This window comes from Halorubrum sp. Ib24 (genome assembly GCF_002252745.1).
Lineage (GTDB): Archaea > Halobacteriota > Halobacteria > Halobacteriales > Haloferacaceae > Halorubrum.
Window position 1 is genome coordinate 25,373 of record NZ_NHOX01000045.1, and the last position, 23,389, is coordinate 48,761.

Genomic DNA, 23,389 nt, shown 5'->3' on the forward strand with positions numbered 1-23,389 from the left:
GAGCGGGGTCACTCCACGTACAGCGAGTAGACGATGACGCCGAAGCCGACCGCGGTCAGCAGGCTGTTGATCGCGATCCCCGCCGCCAGAGACGCGCCGATGATCTGGTGAGAGACGCCGCCGATCAGCGCGCCGATCGTCACGATCCCGAAGCCGAGCCCCAGCGCGCGCAGCGAGGGGTCGCCGGTCCGGCCGTACGCGCGGAGCGCGTAGTAGGTGATGCTGCCACCGAGCACGAGGATGGCGGTCTTTGCCACGATGATGGCGAGGTCGATGTGCGTTGTCATGTTTCCTCTCGCAGTTCCGACCACAGGTCGGCCAGCCGTTCGTCCCGCGTGCGCTCCGGACGGGAGAACTCGACGGTGAGATCGCGCGACTCGTCCGCCTCGTCGTCCGCGTGGTCGATCGAGACCGTCACGGAGTCGAACGAGACGGAGTAGCGCGTCGTGTGTTGCCCGTCGCGGCGGATGTCCGTCGACTCCCGGAGCAGGGAGGCGTCGGTGAGCTTCTCCAGCTTCCGATACGTCGTCGACAGGGGGATGTCGCACTCCTCGGAGAGGTCGCTCGCCGTCTTCGGCTCGGTGAGTGCCGTCACGATCCGGCGCGCGGCGTCGTCGGCCAGTGCGTCCAGCACGTCGTCGACCGACGGCGGATCCTCCTCGCGCGACGGGTCCCGCACCATGTTCCCCAGTTGGGCCCCCCCGTGTCTTAAACCATCGAACTTCGGCCCGGCCGCGGTCGCGACCGCAACCGCATCCGTCACGCGGCCGGACGCGGCCCGTTTTTGTGGGTGGGCGGCGTACGACGGACCGATGGACTCGTGGAAGCGCCGCGTCGTCGGGTACTTCGCCTTCGTCCTCTTCGTGCTGATCTTCACCGCGATCGCCTACCGATACGGGATGCGGGTGTACGAGGGCGACCCGCGCACGATGATCGAGGCGCTGCGCTTCTCGATCGAGATGTTCACCACCACCGGATTCGGCGGCGACGCGCCCTGGGAGAGCCAGCAGTTGAACGCGTTCATCGCGGTGATGGACCTCGTCGGGATGGTCCTCCTGATCGGCGCGCTGCCGGTCGTGGTGACGCCGCTGTTGGAAGAGGCGTTCTCGACGAGCGCCCCCACGTCGGTGGACGGAGCGCTGTCGGGTCACGTCGTCGTCTGTTCGGACACCTCCCGGTCGATGGCGCTCATCGAGGAGTTCGACTCCAGGGACATACCGTACGCGATCGTCGAGCCGGACAACGACCGAGCGGTACGGCTACACGAAGCGGGGCAGACCGCGATCCGTGCCGACCCGGAGTCGACGGACGGGTTGGCGGCCGCGAACCTGCCCGACGCGCGGGCGCTGATAACGGACGTCTCCGACAAGGTCGACGCGAGCATCGTGCTCGCCGCGAAGGAGCTGTCGCCGGAGGTGCGGGTCATCAGCATCGTCGAAGACCCGGAGCGCGAGCGGTACCACCGCCTCGCCGGCGCGGACGAGGTGCTCTCGCCGCGGTCGCTGCTCGGCGAGAGCCTCGCCGCGAAGGTGACGACCGCGCTGCAGACCGATCTCGGCGAGGCGGTCGCCATCGGCGACTCGCTGCAGCTCGCGGAGGTGTCGGTCCCGCACGGGAGTCCGCTGGCCGGGTCGGCCCTCGGCGATAGCGGGATCCGCGAACGCGCCGGCGTCAACGTCATCGGCGTGTGGTTCAACGGCGAGTTCGACGCGGCGCCCCCGCCGGACGCGACGCTGTCGGCCGGGACGGTCCTGCTCGTCTCCGGGCGGCCGGATCAGCTGGAGCGGCTCGTCGAGCTGACGAACTCCGCCACGCGGCGATTCGGCGCGGGCGAGACCGTGGTGATCGGGTACGGGCAGGTCGGCCGGACCGTCGCCGAGACGCTCGAAGACGCCGACCTCCCGGTCACGGTCGTGGACCGGGCGGACGCCGAGGGCGTCGACGTGGTCGGCGACGCGACCGATCCGGAGACGCTGCGGGCCGCGGGCGTCGAGTCGGCGCGGACCGTCGTGCTCGCGCTGCCCGAAGACACCACGACGGAGTTCACGACGCTCGTGATCCGCGATTTAGCGCCGAACACGCAGATCCTCGCACGGGTCGAGGAGGCCGCGAGCGTCCGGAAGATGCACCGCGCGGGCGCCGACTACGTGCTCTCGCTCGCGACCGTCACCGGCCGGATGTCCGCCTCGACCGTCATCGAGGGACGCGACGTGCTCTCCCTGGACCAGCAGGTAGAGGTCGTCAAGAGCCGCGTGCCGCGGCTCGTCGGGCGGACGGTCGGCAGGGCGAACGTGCGCGAGGCGACCGGCTGCACCGTCATCGCGGTCGAGCGCGACGGAGAGACCCTGACCGAGATCGGTCCCGACACGCGGATCGGCGACGGCGACGAGCTCGTCGTCGTCGGCACCGACGAGGGGATCCGGGAGTTCGAGCGCCGGTTCGCGTGACCCCGCTCGCCGGTTCGCGTGACCCCGCTCGCCGGTTCGCGCGACCCCGCTCGCCGGTTCGCGCTGACTCGCGTGCCGGTCCCCGCGGCCGCGTTCGGCGCTCCCGGCGAATCCGTGCGCGGGGCCGTCGCGTCCCGTCCGACCCGTCACGCGCCGCCTCGGGACCGAGTCGAGTCGAACGGTTCAAGTATTCGCTGGCTGTTCGTACCTGTATGAAAGACCAGGGACGCTCCACGCGCAAGCGGACGGGCGGCCGACTCAAGCACGCCTCGAACAAGAAGCGCCACCAGCTCGGCCGAGAGCCCGCCGAGACCACCGTCGGCGAGACGCGGGTCCAGTACATCGACTCCCGCGGCACGGAGCGGAAGATCCGCGCGCTCTCGACGAACGTCGCGCAGGTCGCCGACGGCGGCGAGGTCAGCGAGGCCGATATCGAGAACGTCGTCGACAACCCCTCGAACGTCAACTACGCCCGACGGAACATCGTCACCAAGGGCGCCGTCATCGACACGTCCGCCGGCCGCGCCCGCGTCACCTCGCGTCCCGGCCAGACCGGGCAGGTCAACGCGGTCCTCATCGACTGAGCCCGTTCGCTTTCTGAACGTATTTACCGTTCGACGACGACGAGCGACGCGTGTACCTCGGCGTCGACGAGGCCGGCAAGGGGCCCGTGCTCGGACCGATGGTCTCGGCGGCCGTGTTCGCCGACCCGGCGAGCCTCCCGGCCGACGTCGACGACTCGAAGCGGCTCTCCCCCGAGCGACGCGAGGCGATGGCCGAGACGATGCGCGGAAGCGACCGCGTCGCGGTCGGGGTCGCGTTCGTGGAGCCCGCGGAGATCGACCGGCCCGACACCGACATGAACACGCTCACGGTCCGCGGGCAGGCGCGGGCGGTGCGAGCCGCGCTCGGCGAGATAGCGGGCGTCACCGGCGTGGAACGTCCGGCGGAACCGGTCCGCGTCGTCGCCGACGCTGGAGACACCAGCGAGGCGCGGTTCGCGCGTCGGCTCGGTGCGTTCGCCGAGGGCGGTGACGACCTCGGCGGTAACGATACCGGCGGCGGTGACCCCGAGGACGGCGGAAGAGTGGTCGTCGACTCCGAGGGCGACGAGTCCGCCGCCCTCCCTCCGGTCGACGTCGAGTCCTTCCACGGCGCCGACGAGGCCGACCCGGTCGTCGGCGCGGCGAGCGTGGTCGCGAAGGTCGCGCGCGACGACCGGATGGCGGCGATCGACGACGGGTATCCGGGATACGAGGCCGTCGGGAGCGGCTACCCGAGCGACCCGACGACGCGGTCGTTCCTGCGGGCGTACGTCGCCGACAACGGCGACGTCCCGGAGTGCGCGCGCCGGACGTGGTCGACTTGCGACGACGTGTTGGCGGCCGCCGAGCAGTCGGGGCTCGACGACTTCTAGACGAGCGCCGAGACGGCCTCGCTCACGGCGCCGATGAACGTCTCCCAGACCGAGAAGCCGGCGACGATCGAAAGGACGGTGTCCGCCCCGAAGAAGGCGAACAGCACCGCGGACGCGATGTGTGCGCGCCGCACGTCGAAGCGGTGGGCGAACGTGTGGAAGAAGTACGCGTTGGCGAGGCTGATCGGAACGATCGCGAGCATCTCGCCGACCCATATCGCGGAGGTCGCCCCGTACTGCACCGCCAGCCCGATCGTGACCAACTGCGTCTTGTCGCCGAACTCGCCGGTGGCCATGAGCACGAATATCGGGAGGAAGCCGCCGAACGACCCCTCGTACCGGTCGAGCGGACCGGGGAGCGAAACCGAGTCGAGGTCGGCGTAGTCGAGGTCGGCCGCCGAGGAGTCCGGCGTCTCGGCGCCGGCGGCCGGTGGCTCCGTGCCGCCGTCGCTGGACGCGACCCGTCCGGGGTCGCGATCCGGCATCGACCGGTACAGCAGGTACGCGAACGCGAAGAACAGGGCCGCGGTCACGACGTCGAGGACCACCCCCGGCAGCGCCGACTGCAGCGCCTGCCCGAAGACGATCTCGATCGCGGTCCACCCGGCGAACGCCGACGCGGCGGCCGCGACGACGACCTTCGGGTCGTAGCGCGTCGACAGCGCGGCGATCATGAACTGAACTTTCTCGCCGGGGAGCACGGCGATCTGGGCCACGAACGCGACGATCAGTATCTCCGAGTAGCTCATGCGTCCCCCGATCCCCCGCACTCGCCGGTCGCGGCGGTCCGATCGCGAGCGCCCGCCTGTCCGGCGTCCGTCGTTCCGGTCCGCGGATCGGTCCGCGGATCCGTACGGTCGATCGGTTCGGGGCGGTCGTCGGTCGTCACGTGGCGGTTAGATCGGTCTAAAACAATAGTTTGTCGGCTCTCGATTCGCGCCGGCGATCCGCACGCGACGCGGAGCGGCACCGCGTCGCTCCCGCGTCCCCTCACCGGATCGTCAGCAGACGGCGGAGGATGTCCCCGTAGGCGGGCCGGGTGATCAGGACCCCGATCAGGACGCCGAGGATGGTGAAGATCGCGAACCCGGAGAGGTCCCCGAGCGAGAGCACCATCAGCGGCGACATCGCGACGATCGTCGTCGCGGCGGCGGCGCCGATGACCCAGAAGGCCCGGCGGAACCGGGAGTTGAACACCTTTCGTGAGTTCACCTCGCCCTCGCTCATCACCTCGTCGGCGATGATCACCAAGTCGTCGACGCCTGTCCCGACGACCGCGATGAAGCCGGCGATGACCGCCAGCTCTATCGGATAGCTCACGAGCGCGGCGAAGCCGAGCAGGGCGTACACCTCCGCGAGCGCCGTGACGATCATCGGCAGCGCCACCGCGGGCTCGCGGTAGCGCAGGAACACCATGCCCGCGACCGCGAACACCGCGAGGATCCCCGTCACCAGCGAGTAGTTCTTGTAGTTCTCCCCCTGCGCGGCCGAGATGGTGCTGGAGGTCCCCTCCCCGCTGATGTCGAGCTCGGCCGGCAGCGCGCCGGCGCGCAGGTTGACCGATATCTCCTGCGCCGTCGTGAATTCGGGCGTGGTCAGCTCGAAGTTCGGGGTGTCGGCCCACGAGCCGCTCGCCATGCTGTCGGCGAGCCCCGGGTCCATCCCGAAGGAGTTGACGACTTCGCCGTCGACCGTGAGCAGGAGGCAGGGGTTGGAGTTCCCCAGTTCGCCCGTCTCGGGGTTGTACTCGCAGCGGTCCGCCTGGGACTGGTACGCCGAGGCGAAGCCGCGGTCGGCGACGGCCTGCTGGAACTGCTCCGCGGGCGACGGCTGGCCGTCGGAGGCGGTGTTCCTGACCGTCACGGGGACGTACGATCCCGTGCCGCGGTCCCGCTGCGACGCCGTCCCGATGTTCTCGAAGTCCTCCTGCGTGAGCACCGCTTCATCGACGGCGGTGCCGTTATCGCTCGGATACGCGATGTCGATCTGGACCGTCCCCCGCTCCTGCAGCAGCGAGACGACGTCGCTCCGGCCTTCGCCAGGCACCTCGACGAGCATGAAGTACTCGCCGGTGAGCGACTGGACCTGCTGGACGCTCCCGCCCGAGAGCCCCGCCTCGTTGATCTTGCCCTCGATGATGCTCTGGGTGAGGTCGCGGGTCTCTGCGGTTACGCCGGGGCGGATGCTCTCGTAGGAGTAGCCCGAGGCGTCCATCGCCGCGCGGAACTCCTCCTCGCTCACGGACGGGTCGGTGACCTCGACGGCCTGCTCGTCCTCGCCGAAGCTCGATCCGACGTCGCGGAGCTGCACCCCGTCGAGCTCGTCGGCGACGGCCCGTTCGACCGCCGGGGGATTGTCGCCGGCGAAGTCGACGCCGGTGGCGGTGTACCCCTTCAGGGGGGCCCGGACGCGGGTGCCGCCCTCCAGGTCCAGCCCGTACTGGAGGTTCGTGATTCCCTGGCTCGCCTCGCTCTGGTTCTCGCCCGGCGCGGTCTCCGGGGCGAACTGCGGGGCGAACAGCGCGACCGACGCGCCGACCACGACGACGACGAGCAGCAGGATGCGCCAGTTGTTCTTGATCGGTTCCAACATCAGCGCTTCACCCCCTCGAACTTGTACCAGCGGAGCAGCGAGACGTTCAGCAGGTACGTGTTCATCAGGTCGGCACAGAGGCCGACCGCGAGGATGATCCCGATGTTCCGGAGCAGGTCGACGCCGAAGAGGGTCGCGACGATCGCCATCACGATCATCGCGGCCATCGACGTGAGCGTCATCGTGACACCGGTCCGCATCGCGCGGCTCACCGACTCGTAGAAGTCGCCCGTCCGGCGTAACACGGAGTTGTTCAACAGGATGTCGGAGTCGACGCTGTACCCGATGATCATCAGGAGCGCCGCGATCGTCCCGAGCGTCATCTGGATCCCGAGCAGGTTCATCACCGCGACCGGGATGACCAGGTCGGAGAACGCCGAGGCGACCACCGCGAGCGAGGGGATGAACGTCCGGAACAGTGCGAACACGAGCACGCTCATCCCGAGGAACGCCAGCGCGACCCCGAACACCGCGGTCCGGGCCGTGTCGCTGGCGAAGCTCGGCGACACCTGGTCGACCGCGGTCGTGGCGAGCCCCGCGTCGTCCGCCTGTTGCGCGAGCTCGTCTGCCAGTCCCTCGGGGTCCTCGTCGGCCGCGCGGAAGGTGACGACGTACACGTCGTCGGCGGGGATCGACCGGATCGAGTCGGGCCGTCTGTCGAACTCTGTTTCGATGCGTTCCTCGACGTTACCACCGTCGTCGGCGATCCGGAGCTCGACGCCGCCCGTGAACGCCAGTCCCAGGTTCGCCGGCGCTCCCGTGACGAGATACCATCCCAAGATGATCGCGAGCGCGAGAACGAGGACGGCGAGCGGGATCGCCACAAGCTGCCGGTTCGAGTACTCGGTGTAGTTGACCTCCGGTGCCTCGATCGCTACCATAAATACCGGTTCCTGCGCGGGCGCGAATAAGCCTTCTCACTCGGCCGCGAGCCGGCGCGTTCGGTCGGTCGCGCTCGGGCGAGCGCGGCGCGGATCGCCGAAACGAACTAACCGAACGGCGTGTTACCATCACCCATGAGTACACCCGAAGCGGCCCGCGTCGTCCTCTCGTATCCCGAGGGGCTCAGCGACTGGGGCCGCGACCAGATCGAGACGGACCGCTACCGGTCGTACTTCGCGCGGGTCATGGACGATGTCGCGGTCGGCGACGTCCGCGAGGAGTTCGTCGACGTCGGGTGCTGCGGAGACAGCCTCGACGTGCCGTTCCGCGTGGAGCGGATCGAGGTCGACGGCGACCCGGTCGACGCGGCGGCCGTGACGGCCGAGACGACCGTCGACTACGAGGTGCGTACCGGCGACGTCGACGGCGGCTGGCGGGTGCAGAGCGCCGCCGGTCCGTCGGACCCGGCCGCCGGCGTCGACTGAGTCAGGGCATGTAGCGGACGCTGACCACGCCCGGCTCCGATCGGATCTCGACGCGGTTCACGCCGAGCCGGGCGGCGCGGGAGAGCGTCGCCTCGCGGTCCTCGATCACGTCGGCGACCGCGCTCTCGGTGTCCGACTCGGGCGGCGTCAACACGTGGACCTCGCCCTCGCCCGCGCGCGGCTCGCGGGCGAGCTCTCCCGTCGGCGTCTCCGCCGCGAGCTCGCGCTCGTGGACGGTGGGCGGTTCCTCGCTCTCCTCGATCGAGAGCGGTCGGCGCTCCGCGACCTCGATCACCCGATACGTGACCTCCATCGGCGGATCGGGCGCGACGGTGGCCTCGACCGCGTCGTCGACCTCGAGTCCCGGGTTCGAACTCAGCGTGTGTACCTGTCCGTCGTGGACGTCCTTCAGCACCGCCGAGCCGCTCTCGACGTGCGTGACGAGGAACGTGCTCTCCTTGCCGTCCGTCGGCTCCGTCCCGTCGGCGTCGTCCGGCCCATCCGCGTCGGTGCGCTCCGGCTCGTCGGTCATTGCTCCGTGGTAGGTGGCCGACCCTTTTCGGGGTTTCGAGCCGCGTCAGTCGTCGTCGACCGGTGGGTCGTCCGCCGAAGTCGGGGGTTCGCCCGCGCTGTCCGCGTTGTCGGCCGCGCCGTCGCCGGTGACACGGAGCCGGTAGTGGATCGCGAACACGGTGACCGCGGCGGCGGCCGGGGGGACGAAGCCGGCGAGCCGCGGGAGCGCGTAGAGGGCGTTCACGACCGCGGACTCGGTCGGGTCTCGCAGCGCCGCCGGCGCGGAGATCACCATGCCGACGTACAGCGACAGGAGGAACAGGAAGCCGCCGTACGCCATCTTCCGGTCGTATCCCGACCGCACGGGGTCGCCGCGGCGGTGGCGACGCGCGACGAACAGCAGCGGCGCCAGCAGCGGCGCGACCGCGGCGAAGCCGGCGATAACGTACAGCGACCGCGAGAACAGGAACGTTCCGCTCTGCACGTCGGCAGTCTCCGCCATCCAGACGACGAGCGCGAGGGTGACGACTGTCGCGATCAGCCCGGCTGTGAGCGCGCCGACCACCCCGTAGACGCGCATGGTCCACGACTCGGTGTGCCGGATCGCGTAGGGGATCGCGCCGAACACCCCGCGGTAGCTGTCTGCCATCGACGCAGATAGGGCCGACGCCGAATTAAACCCCTCGTCGGCGGACGTGGGATTTTAAATTCCCGCGACGGAAGCGTCTCACGTGGACCTGTACGACGCGTATCTCGCCGTCCGCCACCGACTCCACGACGGGGACCCCCCCGAGCACGTCGCGATCGTCATCACGGAGCGGGACCTCCTCGCCGACGGCGCGTTCGACACCCTCTCCGAGGCGCTCGGGTGGGCGCTGGAGTACGGCGCCCGGCGCGTCACCGTCTCGGTCTCGGTGCTCGACGAGTCAGTGGTCCCGACGCTCGCGAGAGAGCTCCGGCGGCTCGACGCGCCCGCCCCGTTCGTCGTTCGCGGGCCGGACGACGCCGACGGGGAGCAGAGCGCAGGCGGCGAGGCGAGTGGCGCGGACGGCGCGGCGGGTGGCGCGGACGGCGAGGCGGGTAGCGCAGACGGCGACGACGCCCCCATCAGAATCACCGTCGGACTCGGCGGAAAGGCCGAGTTCGCGGCCGCGGTCCGCGAACTCGCGAGCGACGTCGACGTCGGCGAGCTCGATCCGGCGTCGATCGACGCGGACGACGTCGCCGACCGGCTCGTGTTCCCGGAGGAGCCGGACCTCGTTATCAAGACGGGCGCGGAGCGGCTCTCCGACTTCGCTATCTGGCAGTCGGTGTACGCCGAGCTCTACTTCACGGACGTGAACTGGCGCGACTTCAGGCGCCGCGACTACCTGCGCGCGGTCCTCGACTTCCAGGACCGACAGCGGCGGTTCGGACGGTAGCCGGGTCGGCGCGGGAAGAGCGGTCGAGCCCTACCAGACGAAGCGGAACAGGATCGTGAACGTGACGAGCGCGCCGACGGTCGAGAGGATCGGAACGACGTTCTGCATCAGGACGACGCGCGCGCTCGTGCTCGGGTTGAACAGGTCCGACGCCGAGGGGATGTCGGTCGGGTCGCCCTCGCCGATCTTGCCCGTCCCGTCCGCCTTCAGCGCGCCGACGGACACCTTCGGCTCCTTCTCGCCGCTGATCCCCTGCCGCACAGTGACGGTCCGGGTCGCGCGCCCCCAGCCGAGCCCGACGATCGACATCGTCGCGATGATGACGAACGACGCCGGGATCCCGACCGCGGAGAGGCTGATGACGATCCCGGAGGAGACGCAGGCGACGACGATCGCCGCGGTCAGCGGGAGGTCGGTGATGTCGTTGCCGAGCGTGTCGAGCGTCCGCCGGGCGATCGTGAACGCGCCGACCGCGACGGCGGCGCTCCCGAGCAGGATCATCGGCGTCATCTCGACGTTGTCGAGCGCGACGAGGGGCGCGATCGCGTTCGCGATGTTCGAGGTGCCCGACGAGAACGCCATCAGACAGCCGATGGCGATGACGACGAATCCGCCGAAGAGCTCGCGCCGGGTCGTGTTCGGGCCCGCCACCGGCTTCGGGACCAGCCCGGAGCGGTCGAACTCGAACAGCGCCCCCTCGGTGCTGTCTATCGCCACCCAGTTGTCGATGGCCGGGTAGAAGTAGCGCCCCACGACGCCCGACACCCAGAAGCCGATGATGGGCGCGACGATCCACCAGATGGCGATCTCGCCCATCACCGCCCGGTCGAGGGTGCCCGTCGCGAGCCCGAGACCCGCGATCGCCCCGACGGCCGTCATCGACGTCGACCCGGGGACGCCGGCGAAGTTCCCGACGAACAGCGCGCCGCCGATGAAGAAGAGGACCACGATGCTCGTTTCCAGCGTGAACACGTTCCCGCCGGTGACGAGGTCCTCCCCGAGCGTCGTCACGACGCGCTGTCCGAGCGTCCCGGCGCCGATGAAGAAGAAGATCGACATCAGCGCCGCGGCGCCCGACTTCGAGAGCACTCCCGATCCGACGGCCGGCCCGAAGGCCGGACCGGTCGTGGCGCCGCCGATGTTGTACCCGACGAACGCCGCGACCACGAAACCGACGAGAAGTAAGACCTCAATCATATACTCGCTACAACGACACACGTCCGGTTAAGCGGACAGGTTCGCGCCGCCGGGAGCCCCGGGTGACCGCGGGGTCGATTCGCTCGCGTAGGAGACCGAACGCTAGCTGACTGAGTTGGTGATTTCTCTCACTTCGTTCGCGAGTTCGCTGAACGGAGTGAAGCGAACGCTAACTGACGGAGTCAGTTAGAAAATGCACCGGCCGAGACTCCCCGCGAGCGGGGAGTCAGGGCGGTGCACGACCGGAGGGAGTTCGTCGAACGAAGTGAGACGAACGTCGACTGACGGAGTCAGTCGGAAGTGCACCGGCCGAGATTTGAACTCGGGTTGCAACCATGGCAAGGTTGCGTGATACCACTACACTACCGGTGCGTGCTTCGCATCTGCACATAGCCCGAGTCGGAGATATAAGGGTTCCGAACGCGGGCCGGGCTGGCGGGCCTCCCCGCCCGGACCGCACGCCGGAAGCGTCATCGGGCTCCCGACCAAGACGGAGACGAGACGACCCACATGACGCGCCGATCCGCCCACCTCGCCGACAGACGCAGCGTCCTCCGAGCGACCGGCGGGCTCGCCGTCCTCCCGACCGCCGGCTGTCTCGGCGGCGGAGGCGCCGACGACGGCGCGGACGGCGGCGGCACCGGAACCGACGGCGGCACCGATGACGGCGACGACGCCCTCCCGGACGACGGCGACGACGTCGAGTACGCGGTCGAGCGCGTCGCGGAGGGGTTCGAGGACCCGTGGGGGCTCGCCTTCCTCCCCGGCGACGGGCGCCTCCTCGTCACCGAGCGGCCCGGCCGGCTCTCGCTCGTCGACCCCGGATCGGGAACCGTCGAGTCCGTCGCGGGCGCGCCCGACGTGTTCGCGGCGGGACAAGGCGGGCTGCTCGACGTCGCGGTCCACCCCGACTACCCGGACGACCGCCGCGTGTACCTCACGTACTCGGCGGCCGCGGAGGACTCTCCCGCCGACGGGAGCGGCGCGACGACCCACGTCGGCGCCGGCCGCCTCGACCCCCCGGCGCTCTCGGGGTTCGAGGCGGTCCGCGTCGCCGAGCCGTTCCGCGACACGGACCTGCACTTCGGCTCGCGCGCGACGTTCGGCCCCGACGGCGCGCTGTTCGTCACCGTCGGGGACCGGCGCGACACCGAGTTCGGCCCGGACCACGTCTCGCAGGACCCGTCGAACGAGCTCGGGGCGACGCTCCGGCTGACGCCCGACGGCGACGCCCACCCGGACAACCCGTTCGCCGACGACCCGGACGCGTCGGACGCGGTGTACAGCTACGGCCATCGGAACCCGCAGGCGATGGCCGTCCGGCCCGAGACGGGGGCGGTCTGGCAGTGCGAGCACGGCGAGGAGGACGGCGACGAGATCAACGTCGTCGAACGCGGCGGCAACTACGGCTGGCCGATAGCGAGCGAGGCGTGCCGGTACGGCACCGACGACCCCCTCGCACCGGGCCACGACGAGCGCGGCGACGTCGTCGCGCCGGTCCACTACTGGCCCTGCGGCTCCGGCGGGTTCCCCCCGAGCGGGGCGGTCTTCTACGACGGCGACGCGTTTCCCGCGTGGCGGGGCGACCTGTTCGCCGGCACGCTCGCGGCGCAGTACCTCGGCCGGTTCACGGTCGAGGGCGCGGGCGCCGCCGAGGCCGACGTCACCGAGCGCGACCCCCTGCTCGACGACCGGGAGTGGCGCATGCGCGCGATCGCGGTCGAGCCGTCCACGGGCCACCTCTACGTCGCCGTCGACGACCCCGACGCGCCGGTCGTCCGGATCGTCCCGGCCTGAAGCGCGGTCCGACTCGCGCCGGCTTACTCAAACGAATTTACGTAGCTTTCCCTACAAAAACATCGTTCAGATTACACTTATTCCCTCGCGGCGCGTAGCATCGACCGCATGAGACCCGACGGAACGCGGACGCGACGCGACGCATCGAACCCCCCGCGGGGGCCGCCACCGACGGTGCGCGGATCGGCGCTGTTGGTCGCGGCCATGCTCGGGGTCCTCGTCGCCGCCTCGTACCCGGTCGCGAGCGCGGGGGTCGCGAGCGCCGCCCTCGCCGTGTACTACGGGGCGCGGCCGATCGCTCGGCGGCTCCGAAAGCGTGCCGACGACTGGGACCCTCGGCCGGTGTGCGTGCCCGGGACGGGCGTCTGTCTCGGCGCGTGACGGGCGCACGCCACGACAGGCTCTTTACATGAGGCGGACCGACGGGGTACCACGATGACCGAGGAGCGTCCGGACGGTCGGCTGTCGCCCGACGAGGCGTTTGCCGCGCTCGGCGACGAGGTCCGGGTGCGGATCCTGCGCGCCCTCGGCGATGCCGCTGAGCCGCTCGCCTTCTCAGAGCTGTACGACCGGCTCCCCGTCGACGACACGGCGAGGTTCAACTACCACCTCGGCGAGCTCCGCGGCCACTTCGTCCGGAAGACCGCGGACGGCTACGCGCTGGACCACCCGGGCCGACGCGTCGTCGAAGCGATCCGCTCCGGGGCGGTCACCGACGACCCGGAGCTCGACCGGACGCCGGTCGAGGACCGCTGTCCGACCTGCGAGCGACCGCTGGAGATCCAGTGGCGCGACGGCAGCGTCGAGGTGTTCTGCCCGGCGTGCGAGAGCCGGTGGGACCGCTCGTGGGGCCGGGTCGGCGGCCCCGAGGAGACGGCGTCGGGATACCTCGGCCGGCTCCCGTTTCCCCCGGCGGGGCTCCGGGGGCGAACGCCGGGCGAGGTGCTCCGCGCCGCCCACGCGTGGACGAACCTCGAACTGCTCGCCGTCGGCTCCGGGATCTGCCCGCGTTGCGCGGCGTCCGTCGAGACCGAACTGGACGCCTGCGCGGACCACGAGCGCGACGGCGTCTGCTCGAACTGCCGGTCCCGGTTCGCGGTGCTGCTGAAGGCGTCGTGTCCCAACTGCCCCTACGAGATGGGGTGCGCCGCCGGACCCGGGCTCCTGTCGTCGCCGGAGCTGTTGGGGTTCATGCTCGATCACGGGCTCGACCCGTTCTCGCCCCGGTCGGTCCTCCGCCTCGACCGGTTCCTCAACGAGTACGACGAGGCGGTCCGGTCGACGGATCCCCTCCGGGCCACGCTGACGTTCTCGGTCGACGGCGACGAGCTCGCGCTCACCGTGGACGGGAACGGCGACGTCGTCGGGGACTCGTCGGAGCGATAGCGCCGGATCGGCTCGGCCGCCCCGTGTCGCTCCAGGCCTCGGATCGTTTTGGGCGGCCTCGGATCGTTTCGGGCGGCCTCGGATCGTCTTGAGCGATCTCGGTTCGACCCGATCCGTGTGATAGACTCTCTCGATCCGACGGGTCGAAACGCCCGTCAGACCCCGTGTGAACGCGGCACAGCCCGGAAACGGGACCGCTATCCTTTTACGGTGCCGTCCGAAATCGAGGGGTACAGTCTCGCCACGATGCGTACCGAAGACGGACTCACGATCTGTATTCCGTCTTCGGTCGTCCGGGAGGCCGAGGACGACCGCGAGGCGACTCGCAAACTCGGTTACGTCGCCCGCGCGGCGGCGGTGTTCCGGGCGGATCGACTGGTCGTCTTCCCAGACGCGGAAGGCGAGCGGCGACGGGGCGGCGAGTACGTTCGGACCGTGCTGGGGTACGCCGCGACCCCTCCGGAGCTCCGGAAGGACCTCTGGGGGGAGCGCGACGAACTCCGGTACGCCGGCGTGCTCCCGCCGCTCCGCGTGCCGTGGCGGACCGGCTCGACCCCTAGCGGGGAAGAGTCGAAAACACAGGGACTCGTGACCGAGGTCGGACCTGAAGGCCGCGTCCGGGTCAATTCCCCGCTGCGGGAACACCCGATCTCCCTGCTCGTCCCCTCCGGAATGGAGGTCGAGCAGGGGGAGCGCGTCACCATCAGGGTCTCTTCGAGAGAACCGGTCCGCGCCCGCATCACCGGGAAGCCCGAGGCGGGCTTCCAGGTCGTGAACGCGGACCTGTCGGAAGCGCTCGCCGGCGACGGACTGGCCGTCGCGACGTCGCGACACGGGGAGGAACTCTCCGTCTCGCGGCTCGGCGGCATCGTCTCGGACGCGCGGGAGGCCGGCGGCTACGCCGTCGCCTTCGGCGCGCCCGAGCGGGGGCTTCCGGAGATGCTCGGGCTTTCGCCCGACGACATTCGGGCGGCCGTCGCCGACGGCCGTCCGGTCGAACCCGATCCGGGGTTCGACCTCTGGCTGAATACGATCCCGGCACAGAGCAGCGAGGTCGTCCGAACGGAGGAGGCTCTGTTCGTGACTCTCGGCTCGCTCACACTCACGGAGTAAACACATGGCACAACCAAACCGACCGAGAAAAGGCTCGCTGGGTTACGGCCCACGGACCCGCGCCGACCGAGAGGTCCCGCGTATTCGCTCGTGGCCCGACGACGACGGAGCCCCCGCACTGCAGGGGTTCGCCGGCTACAAGGCCGGAATGACGCACGTCGTTATGGTCAACGACGAGGCCAACTCGCCGCGTGAGGGAATGGAAGAGTCCGTTCCCGTCACCGTCGTCGAGACGCCGCCGATGTACGCGGTGGCCCTGCGCGCCTACGAACAGACGGCGTACGGAAAGAAGCCGGTCGAAGAGGTCTGGGCGACCGAGTTCCACGAGGAGCTCGATCGCGCGCTCGACCTCCCGGCGGAGAACACCTTCGAGGAGGACGCAGAGGAGCTTCGCGCGTTGCTCGACGACGGCGTCGTCGACGACGTCCGCGTCATCACTCACACCGTCCCCTCGGAGCTCGCGAACATCCCCAAGAAGAAGCCCGACGTCATGGAGACCCGAGTCGGCGGCGGCTCCCTCGAGGAGCGCGTCGAGTTCGGGCTCGACCTCGTCGGGGAGGGCGGCGCCCACGAGTTCGGCGACGTCTTCCGCGCCGGTCAGTACACCGACGTCTCGGGCATCACGAAGGGGAAGGGGACGCAGGGTCCCGTCAAGCGCTGGGGCGTGCAGAAGCGGAAGGGCAAACACGCCCGCCAGGGATGGCGGCGCCGGATCGGTAACCTCGGTCCGTGGAACCCCTCCCGCGTTCGCTCCACCGTTCCCCAGCAGGGGCAGACCGGCTACCACCAGCGCACCGAGCTCAACAAGCGCCTCATCGACTTCGGCGAGGGCGACGACGCCTCCGTCGACGGCGGCTTCGTCAACTACGGCGAGGTCGACGGCGAGTACGCGCTCATCAAGGGCTCGCTGCCCGGTCCGGACCAGCGCCTGCTTCGGTTCCGCCCGGCCATCCGGCCGAACGACCAGCCGCGCCTCGACCCCGAGGTCCGGTACGTATCCACCGCATCCAACCAGGGATAATACATGAACGCAACAGTACACGACCTGGACGGCGGGGACGCGGGCAGCGTCGAGCTGCCGGCGATCTTCGAGACCGCGTTCCGACCGGACCTCATCGGTCGAGCGGTCTCCGCCGCACAGGCTAACCGGAAGCAGGCCTACGGTGCCGACGAGTTCGCCGGGCTGCGAACCCCCGCGGAGTCGTTCGGCTCCGGGCGCGGGCTCGCGCACATCCCGCGCTCCGAGAACGTCGCCCGCCGCGTCCCGAGCGCCGTCTCGGGCCGCGCCGCGCACCCGCCGAAGGCCGAGAAGGACCAGACGAAGAAACTGAACGACAAGGAGCGACAGCTCGCGATCCGGTCGGCCGTCGCGGCCACCACCGACGCCGAGCTCGTCGCCGAGCGCGGTCACGCGTTCGACGACGACCTGGCGCTCCCGCTCGTCGTCTCCGACGAGTTCGAGGACTTACAGAAGACCCAGGAGGCCCTGGGCGTGCTGGAGGCCGTCGGCGCCGACGCCGACATCGAGCGCGCCGAGGAGGGCCGCTCCGTGCGGTCCGGCCGCGGGAAGACCCGCGGTCGCAAGTACAGCCAACCCAAGTCCGTCCTCGTCGTCACCAGCGAGGAGCCGTCCCGCGCCGCCCGGAATCTCTCGGGCGTCGACGTCGCGACCGCGGGCGAGGTCAACGCTGAGGACCTCGCGCCGGGCGGACACCCGGGACGACTCACGCTGTGGACCGAGAGCGCGATCGAGGAGGTGGCAGACCGATGAACTCCATCATCGAGCACCCGCTCGTCACCGAGCAGGCGATGAACGAGATGGACTTCAAGAACAAGCTGCTGTTCCTCGTCGACATCGACGCGACGAAGCCCGAGGTCCGCGAGGAGGTCCAAGACCGCTACGACGTCACCGTCACCGACGTGAACACGCAGGTGACCTCGAAGGGGAAGAAGAAGGCGACGGTCACGCTCTCCGAGGACGACGACGCGACCGAAATCGCCTCGCGCATCGGGGTGTTCTGATATGGGACGACGAATCCAAGGACAGCGGCGTGGACGCGGCGGCCCGACGTTCCGGGCCCCCTCCCACCGCTATAAGGCGGAACTGTCGCACAAGAAGCTCGAAGACGTGGACACGATCACCGGCGAGATCGTCGGGATCGAACACGACCCGGCCCGCTCGGCTCCGCTCGCGGAGATCGAGTTCGAGGACGACGACCGTCGGCTCGTGCTCGCGCCGGAAGGCGTGCGCGTGGGCGAGACGATTCAGGTCGGCGTGAGCGCGGAGATCAAGCCCGGGAACACGCTCCCGCTGGCCGAAATCCCCGAGGGCGTTCCGGTCTGTAACGTCGAGAGCAACCGCGGGGACGGCGGGAAGTTCGCGCGCGCCTCCGGCGTGTCCGCGACGCTCCTCACCCACGACCGCGACGTCGCGGTCGTCCAGCTCCCCAGCGGGGAAGTGAAGCGGCTCGACCCGCAGTGCCGCGCCACGATCGGCGTGGTCGCGGGCGGCGGCCGGACGGAGAAGCCCTTCGTCAAGGCCGGCAACAAGTACCACAAGATGAAGGCGCGCGGGACGAAATACCCGCGCGTGCGCGGCGTCGCGATGAACGCCGTCGACCACCCCTTCGGCGGGGGCGGTCGCCAACACCCCGGACAGCCGAAGTCCGTCTCGCGGGACGCCCCGCCGGGACGCAAAGTGGGTGACATCGCATCCAAGCGCACCGGACGAGGTGGCAACAAATGAGTTCCAACTACCGAACCGGCCGCGAGGGCAAGGAGTTCGCCTACCGCGGTCACTCGCTCGACGAACTGCAGGAGATGGACGTCGAAGACGTCGCGGAACTGCTCCCCGCACGCCAGCGGCGAAGCATCGTTCGCGGCCTCGGCACCGAACAGCAGAAGCTGCTGGAGAAGGCCCGAACCCGCGACAAGGAGACGACGGCGGACGACCCGATCCGGACGCATCTGCGCGACATGCCGATCCTTCCGGAGTTCGTCGGCGTCACCTTCTCCGTGTACAACGGACACAGCTTCGAGCGCGTGCAGGTCGAACCCCAGATGATCGGACACTACCTGGGCGAGTTCCACCTCACGCGAAGCACCGTCGAACACGGTCAGGCCGGCATCGCCGCGACCCGGTCCTCGAAGTTCGTGCCGCTCAAGTAACCCATGGGAATCAACTACAGCGTCGAGGCCGACCCGGAGACCACCGCCAAGGGGATGCTCCGCGACCGGCCCATCAGCGTGAAGGACAGCAAGGAGATCTCCCGGGAGATCAAAGGCGAGACCGTCGCCGACGCCGAGGAGTTCCTCCAGGAAGTCATCGACGAGGAGACCTCGGTGCCGATGCGCCAGCACAACGCCGGCGCGGGCCACCGCTCCGACATCGACGGCTGGGACGCGGGCCGCTACCCCGAGAAGGCCGCCAAGGACTTCCTCAAGCTCCTGGAGAACGTCAAGAACAACGCGACAGAACAGGGATTCGACGGCGACGAGATGGTCATCAAACACGTCGCCCCCCACAAGGTCGGTGAGCGACCCGGGCGGAACCCGCGAGCCGCGGGCGCCACCCAGTGGAACACCACGCTCGCCGACGTCGAACTCATCATCGAGGACCCGGAGGCCGACGAATAATGGCTGACGAACACCAATTCATCGAGGACGGCCTGCGCCGTTCACAGATCAACGAGTTCTTCGCCGACGAGCTCGGCCGAGCCGGCTACGGCGGCATGGACGTCGCCAAGACGCCGATGGGCACGCAGATCGTGCTGAAGGCCGAAAAGCCCGGCATGGTGATCGGGAAAGGCGGGAAGAACATCCGCAAGATCACCACCGAGCTCGAGGACCGCTTCGACATGGACGACCCGCAGATCGACGTTCAGGAGGTCGACGAGCCCGACCTGAACGCCCAGATCGTCGCGGACCGTCTGGCGAACGCTCTCGAACGCGGCTGGTACTTCCGGAAGGCCGGTCACACGACGATCGACCGGATCATGGACGCCGGCGCGCTGGGCGCCGAAATCGTCCTGTCCGGGAAGGTCACCGGCGCGCGTTCGCGCGTCGAGAAGTTCAACCGCGGCTACATCAAGCACAACGGCGAGCCCGCGGAGGAGGTCGTCGACCACGGCCAGGGCGTCGCGGTGATGAAGCTCGGGACGATCGGCGTCAACGTGAAGATCATCCCGCCGGGCGCGAAGCTCCCGGACGACTTCGATATCCGCGAGGACGCCGAGGTCCCGGAGGTCGAGCAGGCCGCCGCGGGCGACGACGAAGGCGTCGAAGCGCTCCTCGAAGAGGAGCCAGAGGAGGTGCCGGACGTCGGCGCCGACGACGACGTCGAGGTGCCCGACGACGACCCCACCGACGTCATCGACGAGGAGGTCGTCGAGGAGGTCGTCGAGGAGACGCAAGACACGGCCGCGGAGGCGACCGATGTCGCCCCCGAGGAGCCGGTCGGCGACGCCGACGCGGACGACATCGACGAGCTCGACGAGGAGATCGAATCGGAGGCGTGGGACCTCGTCGCGGAGATGGAAGCCGCTGACGACGAAGAGGAGGACGAGTAAATGGCGATCCTCTACACAGACGAGATCCGCGACATGACGGCGGCCGAGCGGCAGGTCGAGCTCGAGGAGCTCGAGACCGAGCTGCTCAACTCGAAGGTCCAGCGCGCCGCCGGCGGCATGCCGGAGAGTCCAGGCCGCGTGAAGGAGCTGAAGAAGACGATCGCGCGGATCAAGACGATCCAGCAGGAAGAAGGCGACTTCGACGACGAATAAGATGATATCCCCCGACACACTCGTCCGGCACGAGCTCGTCGGCCTCCCGGTTCGGGTGGCCGACGCCGCCAGCGACGCCCACGCGGGCATCGCCGGCCGCGTGCTGTCCGAGACGTTCGGCACCATCGTGGTCCGAACGCCGTCGGGGGACAAGCGCGTGCCCAAGTCGGGCGCGACGCTGGAGTTCGCGGTCGTCGATGTCCCGACCGTCCGCACAGATGAAGCCGCCGGCGACGCGCAGTCGTCGGGGTCCGCGTCCCAACTCGGGTCGGATACTACGGGGGTCCGCCCCCGTCAGTCTGGCCCGTCCGGGTCCGCAAGCGTCGTCACCGGTGACGACGCGGGTCCGGCGAGCCACCGCGGCGAGTGCAAAGACGCGGTCTACGTAACGGTGGATGGCGATCGGTTGCGGCATCGACCCGCCGAACGCACCGAACGAGGTGTCACACAATGGCGATAGGAATCGACGTACCCACGCCTCCGGAGCCAGACAACCCGGAGGATTACGACTACGAGAAGTGCCCGTTCCACGGGCAGCTCTCCGTCCGCGGCCAGACCCGCGAGGGAACGGTCGTGTCGACGGATATGGAAAAGACCGTCATCGTCGAGCGAGAATACGACGTGTTCGTACCGAAATACGATCGGTACATGAAGCGTCGCTCGCGCATCCCGGCCCACGTGCCGGGCGTGCTCGACTCGCTCGAAGTCGGTGACGAAGTGAAGATCGCGGAAACGCGACCGCTCTCGAAGACGAAGTCCCACGTCGTCGTCGAGAACCTGTCGGGTGATCAGTGATGGAGGCGCTAAAGGCCGACGTCACGCAGGGGCTCTCGAAGGGCTCGCTCATCACGTGCGCCGACAACACCGGCGCGCGTGAGCTGAAGGTGATCTCCGTCGCCGGCTACTCCGGCACGAAGAACCGCCACCCGAAGGCAGGTATCGGCGACAAGGTGACCGTCTCGGTCACCAAAGGGACCCCGGAGATGCGGCGGCAGGTGCTGGAGGCGGTCGTCGTCCGCCAGCGCAATCCGATCCGCCGTCCGAGCGGGACCCGCGTGAAATTCGAGGACAACGCGGCCGTCATCATCGACGACCTCGAGGAGCCGCGGGGCACCGAGATCAAGGGCCCCGTCGCCCGCGAGGTCGCCGAACGATTCGGAAGCATCGCCTCGACCGCGACGATGATCGTCTAACCATGACGAAACAGCCACGCAAACAGCGAAAACGGTCGGAGACCGCGCCGCTCCACGAGCGGCAGAACCAGGTCCGAGCCACCCTCACGGAGGAGCTCCGCGAGGAGTACGGACAGCGCAACGTCCGCGTCAACGCCGGCGACACCGTCGAGGTGCTTCGCGGCGACGCGGCCGGGACGGAGGCGGAAGTCGTCGCCGTCGACCTGTCCGCGGAACGGATCACCGTCGAGGACGTCACCGTCGAGAAGGCGGACGGGGAGGAAGTTCCCCGTCCGATCCCGGCGAGCAACGTCCGGGTGACCGATCTGGACCTGGAAGACGAACGCCGGGAGGCGCGGCTCCAGGAGGATAACGAATGACGCGACATCAGAAGCGACTGGCAGTACCGAACTCCTGGCCGGTCGAGCGAAAGACGAACACATTCACCGTCAAGGCCGGCGCCGGCCCGCACGGTGAGGCGGGCGTTCCGCTCGTCGTCCTGCTGCGGGACGTGCTCGGTTACGTCGACTCGACGAAGGAGGCGCGCTACGCGCTGAACAACGACTCGGTCCTCGTCAACGGCGACGCAATCTCGGACGAGCAGCGTCCGATCGGGATGTTCGACATCCTGGCGTTCCCCGAGCGCGGGGAGTTCTTCCGCGTCTTCCCCGACGAGGGCGGTCGGCTCGCGCTGACCCCCGTCGACGAGGAGGCCGCGGGCAGCCGGCTCGGGAAGATCACGAACAAGTCGGTCGTCCCCGGCGGCGCCGTCCAGTTGACGCTCCACGACGGAACGAACGTGCGCGTCGACGCGGACACACCGTACGACACCAAGGACTCGATCGTCGTCGACAACGAGACCAAGGAGGTCGTCGCCCACTTCGAGTACGAAGAGGGCGCCCTCGTCACCGCCGTTGCCGGCCAGCACGCCGGGCGGATCGGCGAGGTCGACGCCATCGACGTGACGCTCGGCTCGGGCTCGAACACCGTGTTCGTCGGCGACGACGACGACGGCTACGAGACGGTCGAGGAGTACCTCGTCGTCATCGACGAGAACTTCACCGGCGACGACGCCGACGAGGCGGGTGATTCGGATGAGTGAAGCCGAGAGCGCCCCTCACGAGATGCGCGAGCCGTATCTCGAGAAGGTCGTCGTCCACATGGGCGTCGGGCAGGGCGGTGAACCCCTCGCCGACGCCGAGGAGATCATCGAGGAGATCACGGAGCAGCAGTCGGTCCGGACCACCTCGAAGCGCACCATAGCCGAGTTCGGGATCCGCAAGGGCGACCCGATCGGCGTCAAGGTGACGCTGCGGGGCGAGGACGCACACGAGTTCCTCGCAACCGCGCTCGACGTCGTCGACGTCTCGCGGAGTCAGTTCGACGACACGGGCAACCTGAGCTTCGGGGTCGAGGACCACACCGACTTCCCGAGCCAGGAGTACAACCCCAACATCGGCATCTACGGGCTCGCCGTGACGACGACGATCGTCCGGCCCGGCTACCGCGTGTCGAAGCGGGACAAGGCGACGGCGTCGATCCCCGCGAAACACCGGATGACCGTCGAGGACGCGGCCGCGTTCCTCGAGACCAACTTCGACGTAGAGGTAACGGAATGAGCGAAGCGAACAACGACACGGGCGAACACGCGGCGAAGCGCACCGGCTCCCGGCACACCTGCCGGCGGTGCGACCGCGAGCAGGGGCTTGTCGGCAAGTACGACATCAACCTCTGCCGGCAGTGTTTCCGCGAGGTCGCCCGAGACATGGGATTCGAGAAGTACAGCTGATCATGACAGGAAACGATCCATTCACCAACGCGCTCGCCGGCATGGACAACGCCGAGAGCGTTGGCCACCTGTCGTACACGGTTGAGCCCGCCTCAAACATCATCGGCTCCGTCCTCGAGGTCCTCTACGACCGCGGGTACGTCGACGGCTTCGAGTACGTCGACGACGGGAAAGCCGGGAAGTTCGAGGTCGAACTGAAAGGCGCGATCAACGAGTGTGGCGCCGTCAAGCCCCGCTACTCCGCGGGCGCAGACGAGTTCGAGAAGTGGGAGAAGCGGTACCTCCCCGCCCGTGACTACGGGACGCTCATCGTCACGACGAGCCACGGCGTCATGAGCCACTACGAGGCCCGCGAAGAGGGCATCGGCGGCCAAGTGATCGCATACGTCTACTAACA

33 protein-coding genes and 1 tRNA gene are annotated in these 23,389 nt (G+C 69.2%); 25 read left to right on the plus strand and 9 right to left on the minus strand.

Annotated features, from left to right (window positions below):
* Positions 1–8 precede the first annotated feature (8 nt).
* Entirely contained in the window at positions 9–287 is a 279-nt protein-coding gene (locus DJ82_RS13490; protein WP_094525708.1) for a hypothetical protein, read from the minus strand.
* Positions 284–682, minus strand: coding sequence for a helix-turn-helix domain-containing protein (locus DJ82_RS13495; protein ID WP_094525706.1), 399 nt, complete (start codon positions 680–682; stop codon positions 284–286). The genes DJ82_RS13490 and DJ82_RS13495 overlap by 4 nt, the downstream gene beginning before the upstream one ends.
* Positions 683–812: 130 nt before the next feature.
* Between DJ82_RS13495 and DJ82_RS13500 the strand changes: the two genes are divergently transcribed.
* The 3 genes from DJ82_RS13500 to DJ82_RS13510 all read left to right on the plus strand — a co-directional run bounded on the left by DJ82_RS13500 (position 813) and on the right by DJ82_RS13510 (position 3,864).
* Positions 813–2,447, plus strand: a complete 1,635-nt coding sequence (locus tag DJ82_RS13500) for a TrkA family potassium uptake protein (RefSeq protein ID WP_094525704.1) — start codon at positions 813–815, stop codon at positions 2,445–2,447.
* A 212-nt stretch (positions 2,448–2,659) separates the two neighbouring features.
* A complete protein-coding gene (locus DJ82_RS13505; RefSeq protein WP_094525702.1) occupies positions 2,660–3,031 on the plus strand; it encodes a 30S ribosomal protein S8e in 372 nt (123 codons plus the stop codon).
* Positions 3,032–3,081: 50 nt separating this feature from the next.
* A complete protein-coding gene (locus tag DJ82_RS13510) occupies positions 3,082–3,864 on the plus strand; it encodes a ribonuclease HII (protein ID WP_094582060.1) in 783 nt (260 codons plus the stop codon).
* Here the strand turns inward: DJ82_RS13510 and DJ82_RS13515 are convergent.
* The 3 genes from DJ82_RS13515 to secF all read right to left on the minus strand — a co-directional run bounded on the left by DJ82_RS13515 (position 3,861) and on the right by secF (position 7,337).
* Positions 3,861–4,613, minus strand: coding sequence for a TMEM165/GDT1 family protein (locus tag DJ82_RS13515; RefSeq protein ID WP_094582061.1), 753 nt, complete (start codon positions 4,611–4,613; stop codon positions 3,861–3,863). The genes DJ82_RS13510 and DJ82_RS13515 overlap by 4 nt on opposite strands.
* Positions 4,614–4,854: 241 nt before the next feature.
* Complete coding sequence (locus DJ82_RS13520; protein ID WP_094525698.1) at positions 4,855–6,456, minus strand: preprotein translocase subunit SecD; 1,602 nt, start codon at positions 6,454–6,456, stop codon at positions 4,855–4,857.
* A complete protein-coding gene (gene secF, locus DJ82_RS13525; protein ID WP_094525696.1) occupies positions 6,456–7,337 on the minus strand; it encodes a protein translocase subunit SecF in 882 nt (293 codons plus the stop codon). The genes DJ82_RS13520 and secF overlap by 1 nt, the downstream gene beginning before the upstream one ends.
* Before the next feature lie 135 nt (positions 7,338–7,472).
* Between secF and DJ82_RS13530 the strand changes: the two genes are divergently transcribed.
* Positions 7,473–7,823 carry a hypothetical protein gene (locus DJ82_RS13530; protein WP_094525694.1) on the plus strand — a complete coding sequence of 117 codons (351 nt, stop codon included), beginning with the start codon at positions 7,473–7,475 and terminating at the stop codon, positions 7,821–7,823.
* 1 nt (position 7,824) lies between these two features.
* On the opposite strand, the gene DJ82_RS13535 is transcribed toward DJ82_RS13530, so the two are convergent.
* Positions 7,825–8,355, minus strand: a complete 531-nt coding sequence (locus tag DJ82_RS13535; protein WP_241881529.1) for a DUF5812 family protein — start codon at positions 8,353–8,355, stop codon at positions 7,825–7,827.
* Between the two features lie 45 nt (positions 8,356–8,400).
* Positions 8,401–8,985, minus strand: coding sequence for a hypothetical protein (locus DJ82_RS13540; RefSeq protein ID WP_241881530.1), 585 nt, complete (start codon positions 8,983–8,985; stop codon positions 8,401–8,403).
* A gap of 82 nt (positions 8,986–9,067) precedes the next feature.
* Between DJ82_RS13540 and DJ82_RS13545 the strand changes: the two genes are divergently transcribed.
* Positions 9,068–9,757: an undecaprenyl diphosphate synthase family protein gene (locus DJ82_RS13545; protein WP_094582062.1), complete on the plus strand. Its 690-nt coding sequence runs from the start codon at positions 9,068–9,070 to the stop codon at positions 9,755–9,757.
* A 30-nt stretch (positions 9,758–9,787) separates the two neighbouring features.
* Here the strand turns inward: DJ82_RS13545 and DJ82_RS13550 are convergent, their stop codons facing one another.
* Complete coding sequence (locus DJ82_RS13550) at positions 9,788–10,954, minus strand: inorganic phosphate transporter (RefSeq protein ID WP_094582063.1); 1,167 nt, start codon at positions 10,952–10,954, stop codon at positions 9,788–9,790.
* 301 nt (positions 10,955–11,255) lie between these two features.
* Positions 11,256–11,326, minus strand: a tRNA-Gly gene (locus DJ82_RS13555).
* Positions 11,327–11,464: 138 nt separating this feature from the next.
* Between DJ82_RS13555 and DJ82_RS13560 the strand changes: the two genes are divergently transcribed.
* The 20 genes from DJ82_RS13560 to DJ82_RS13655 all read left to right on the plus strand — a co-directional run bounded on the left by DJ82_RS13560 (position 11,465) and on the right by DJ82_RS13655 (position 23,387).
* Positions 11,465–12,751, plus strand: a complete 1,287-nt coding sequence (locus DJ82_RS13560) for a PQQ-dependent sugar dehydrogenase (protein WP_094582064.1) — start codon at positions 11,465–11,467, stop codon at positions 12,749–12,751.
* Between the two features lie 108 nt (positions 12,752–12,859).
* Entirely contained in the window at positions 12,860–13,132 is a 273-nt protein-coding gene (locus DJ82_RS13565) for a hypothetical protein (RefSeq protein ID WP_094521920.1), read from the plus strand.
* Between the two features lie 54 nt (positions 13,133–13,186).
* Positions 13,187–14,137 (plus strand): helix-turn-helix transcriptional regulator, encoded by a 951-nt coding sequence (locus DJ82_RS13570; protein WP_094521921.1) that lies wholly within the window; start codon positions 13,187–13,189, stop codon positions 14,135–14,137.
* A 246-nt stretch (positions 14,138–14,383) separates the two neighbouring features.
* The gene (locus DJ82_RS13575; protein ID WP_094521988.1) at positions 14,384–15,250 is read left to right on the plus strand and encodes a putative RNA uridine N3 methyltransferase; all 867 of its coding nucleotides are present in this window, start codon (positions 14,384–14,386) and stop codon (positions 15,248–15,250) included.
* Between the two features lie 4 nt (positions 15,251–15,254).
* Positions 15,255–16,271, plus strand: coding sequence for a 50S ribosomal protein L3 (locus tag DJ82_RS13580; RefSeq protein ID WP_094521922.1), 1,017 nt, complete (start codon positions 15,255–15,257; stop codon positions 16,269–16,271).
* A 3-nt stretch (positions 16,272–16,274) separates the two neighbouring features.
* On the plus strand, positions 16,275–17,021 hold the full coding sequence (gene rpl4p / locus DJ82_RS13585) for a 50S ribosomal protein L4 (RefSeq protein ID WP_094521923.1): 747 nt from the start codon (positions 16,275–16,277) through the stop codon (positions 17,019–17,021).
* Entirely contained in the window at positions 17,018–17,272 is a 255-nt protein-coding gene (locus tag DJ82_RS13590) for a 50S ribosomal protein L23 (RefSeq protein ID WP_094521924.1), read from the plus strand. The genes rpl4p and DJ82_RS13590 overlap by 4 nt, the downstream gene beginning before the upstream one ends.
* A 1-nt stretch (position 17,273) precedes the next feature.
* Positions 17,274–17,996 (plus strand): 50S ribosomal protein L2, encoded by a 723-nt coding sequence (locus DJ82_RS13595; RefSeq protein WP_008007907.1) that lies wholly within the window; start codon positions 17,274–17,276, stop codon positions 17,994–17,996.
* Positions 17,993–18,418: a 30S ribosomal protein S19 gene (locus tag DJ82_RS13600; protein WP_094582065.1), complete on the plus strand. Its 426-nt coding sequence runs from the start codon at positions 17,993–17,995 to the stop codon at positions 18,416–18,418. Before DJ82_RS13595 ends, DJ82_RS13600 begins: the two co-directional genes overlap by 4 nt.
* Before the next feature lie 3 nt (positions 18,419–18,421).
* Positions 18,422–18,886: a 50S ribosomal protein L22 gene (locus DJ82_RS13605; protein ID WP_094521926.1), complete on the plus strand. Its 465-nt coding sequence runs from the start codon at positions 18,422–18,424 to the stop codon at positions 18,884–18,886.
* Positions 18,886–19,818 carry a 30S ribosomal protein S3 gene (locus DJ82_RS13610; RefSeq protein ID WP_094582066.1) on the plus strand — a complete coding sequence of 311 codons (933 nt, stop codon included), beginning with the start codon at positions 18,886–18,888 and terminating at the stop codon, positions 19,816–19,818. The genes DJ82_RS13605 and DJ82_RS13610 overlap by 1 nt, the downstream gene beginning before the upstream one ends.
* Complete coding sequence (rpmC, locus tag DJ82_RS13615; RefSeq protein ID WP_094582067.1) at positions 19,819–20,031, plus strand: 50S ribosomal protein L29; 213 nt, start codon at positions 19,819–19,821, stop codon at positions 20,029–20,031. It abuts the gene before it with no gap.
* Between the two features lies 1 nt (position 20,032).
* Positions 20,033–20,491, plus strand: a complete 459-nt coding sequence (locus DJ82_RS13620; protein WP_094521929.1) for a ribonuclease P protein component 1 — start codon at positions 20,033–20,035, stop codon at positions 20,489–20,491.
* Complete coding sequence (locus DJ82_RS13625) at positions 20,482–20,826, plus strand: 30S ribosomal protein S17 (protein WP_094521930.1); 345 nt, start codon at positions 20,482–20,484, stop codon at positions 20,824–20,826. Before DJ82_RS13620 ends, DJ82_RS13625 begins: the two co-directional genes overlap by 10 nt.
* Entirely contained in the window at positions 20,826–21,224 is a 399-nt protein-coding gene (locus DJ82_RS13630; protein WP_094582068.1) for a 50S ribosomal protein L14, read from the plus strand. Before DJ82_RS13625 ends, DJ82_RS13630 begins: the two co-directional genes overlap by 1 nt.
* 2 nt (positions 21,225–21,226) lie before the next feature.
* Complete coding sequence (gene rplX, locus DJ82_RS13635) at positions 21,227–21,583, plus strand: 50S ribosomal protein L24 (RefSeq protein ID WP_094521932.1); 357 nt, start codon at positions 21,227–21,229, stop codon at positions 21,581–21,583.
* Entirely contained in the window at positions 21,580–22,305 is a 726-nt protein-coding gene (locus DJ82_RS13640; RefSeq protein ID WP_094521933.1) for a 30S ribosomal protein S4e, read from the plus strand. Before rplX ends, DJ82_RS13640 begins: the two co-directional genes overlap by 4 nt.
* Positions 22,298–22,822 carry a 50S ribosomal protein L5 gene (locus DJ82_RS13645; protein ID WP_094582069.1) on the plus strand — a complete coding sequence of 175 codons (525 nt, stop codon included), beginning with the start codon at positions 22,298–22,300 and terminating at the stop codon, positions 22,820–22,822. Before DJ82_RS13640 ends, DJ82_RS13645 begins: the two co-directional genes overlap by 8 nt.
* Positions 22,819–22,992, plus strand: a complete 174-nt coding sequence (locus DJ82_RS13650; protein ID WP_094521935.1) for a 30S ribosomal protein S14 — start codon at positions 22,819–22,821, stop codon at positions 22,990–22,992. The genes DJ82_RS13645 and DJ82_RS13650 overlap by 4 nt, the downstream gene beginning before the upstream one ends.
* Before the next feature lie 2 nt (positions 22,993–22,994).
* Positions 22,995–23,387, plus strand: a complete 393-nt coding sequence (locus DJ82_RS13655) for a 30S ribosomal protein S8 (RefSeq protein WP_004047215.1) — start codon at positions 22,995–22,997, stop codon at positions 23,385–23,387.
* Positions 23,388–23,389 lie beyond the last annotated feature (2 nt).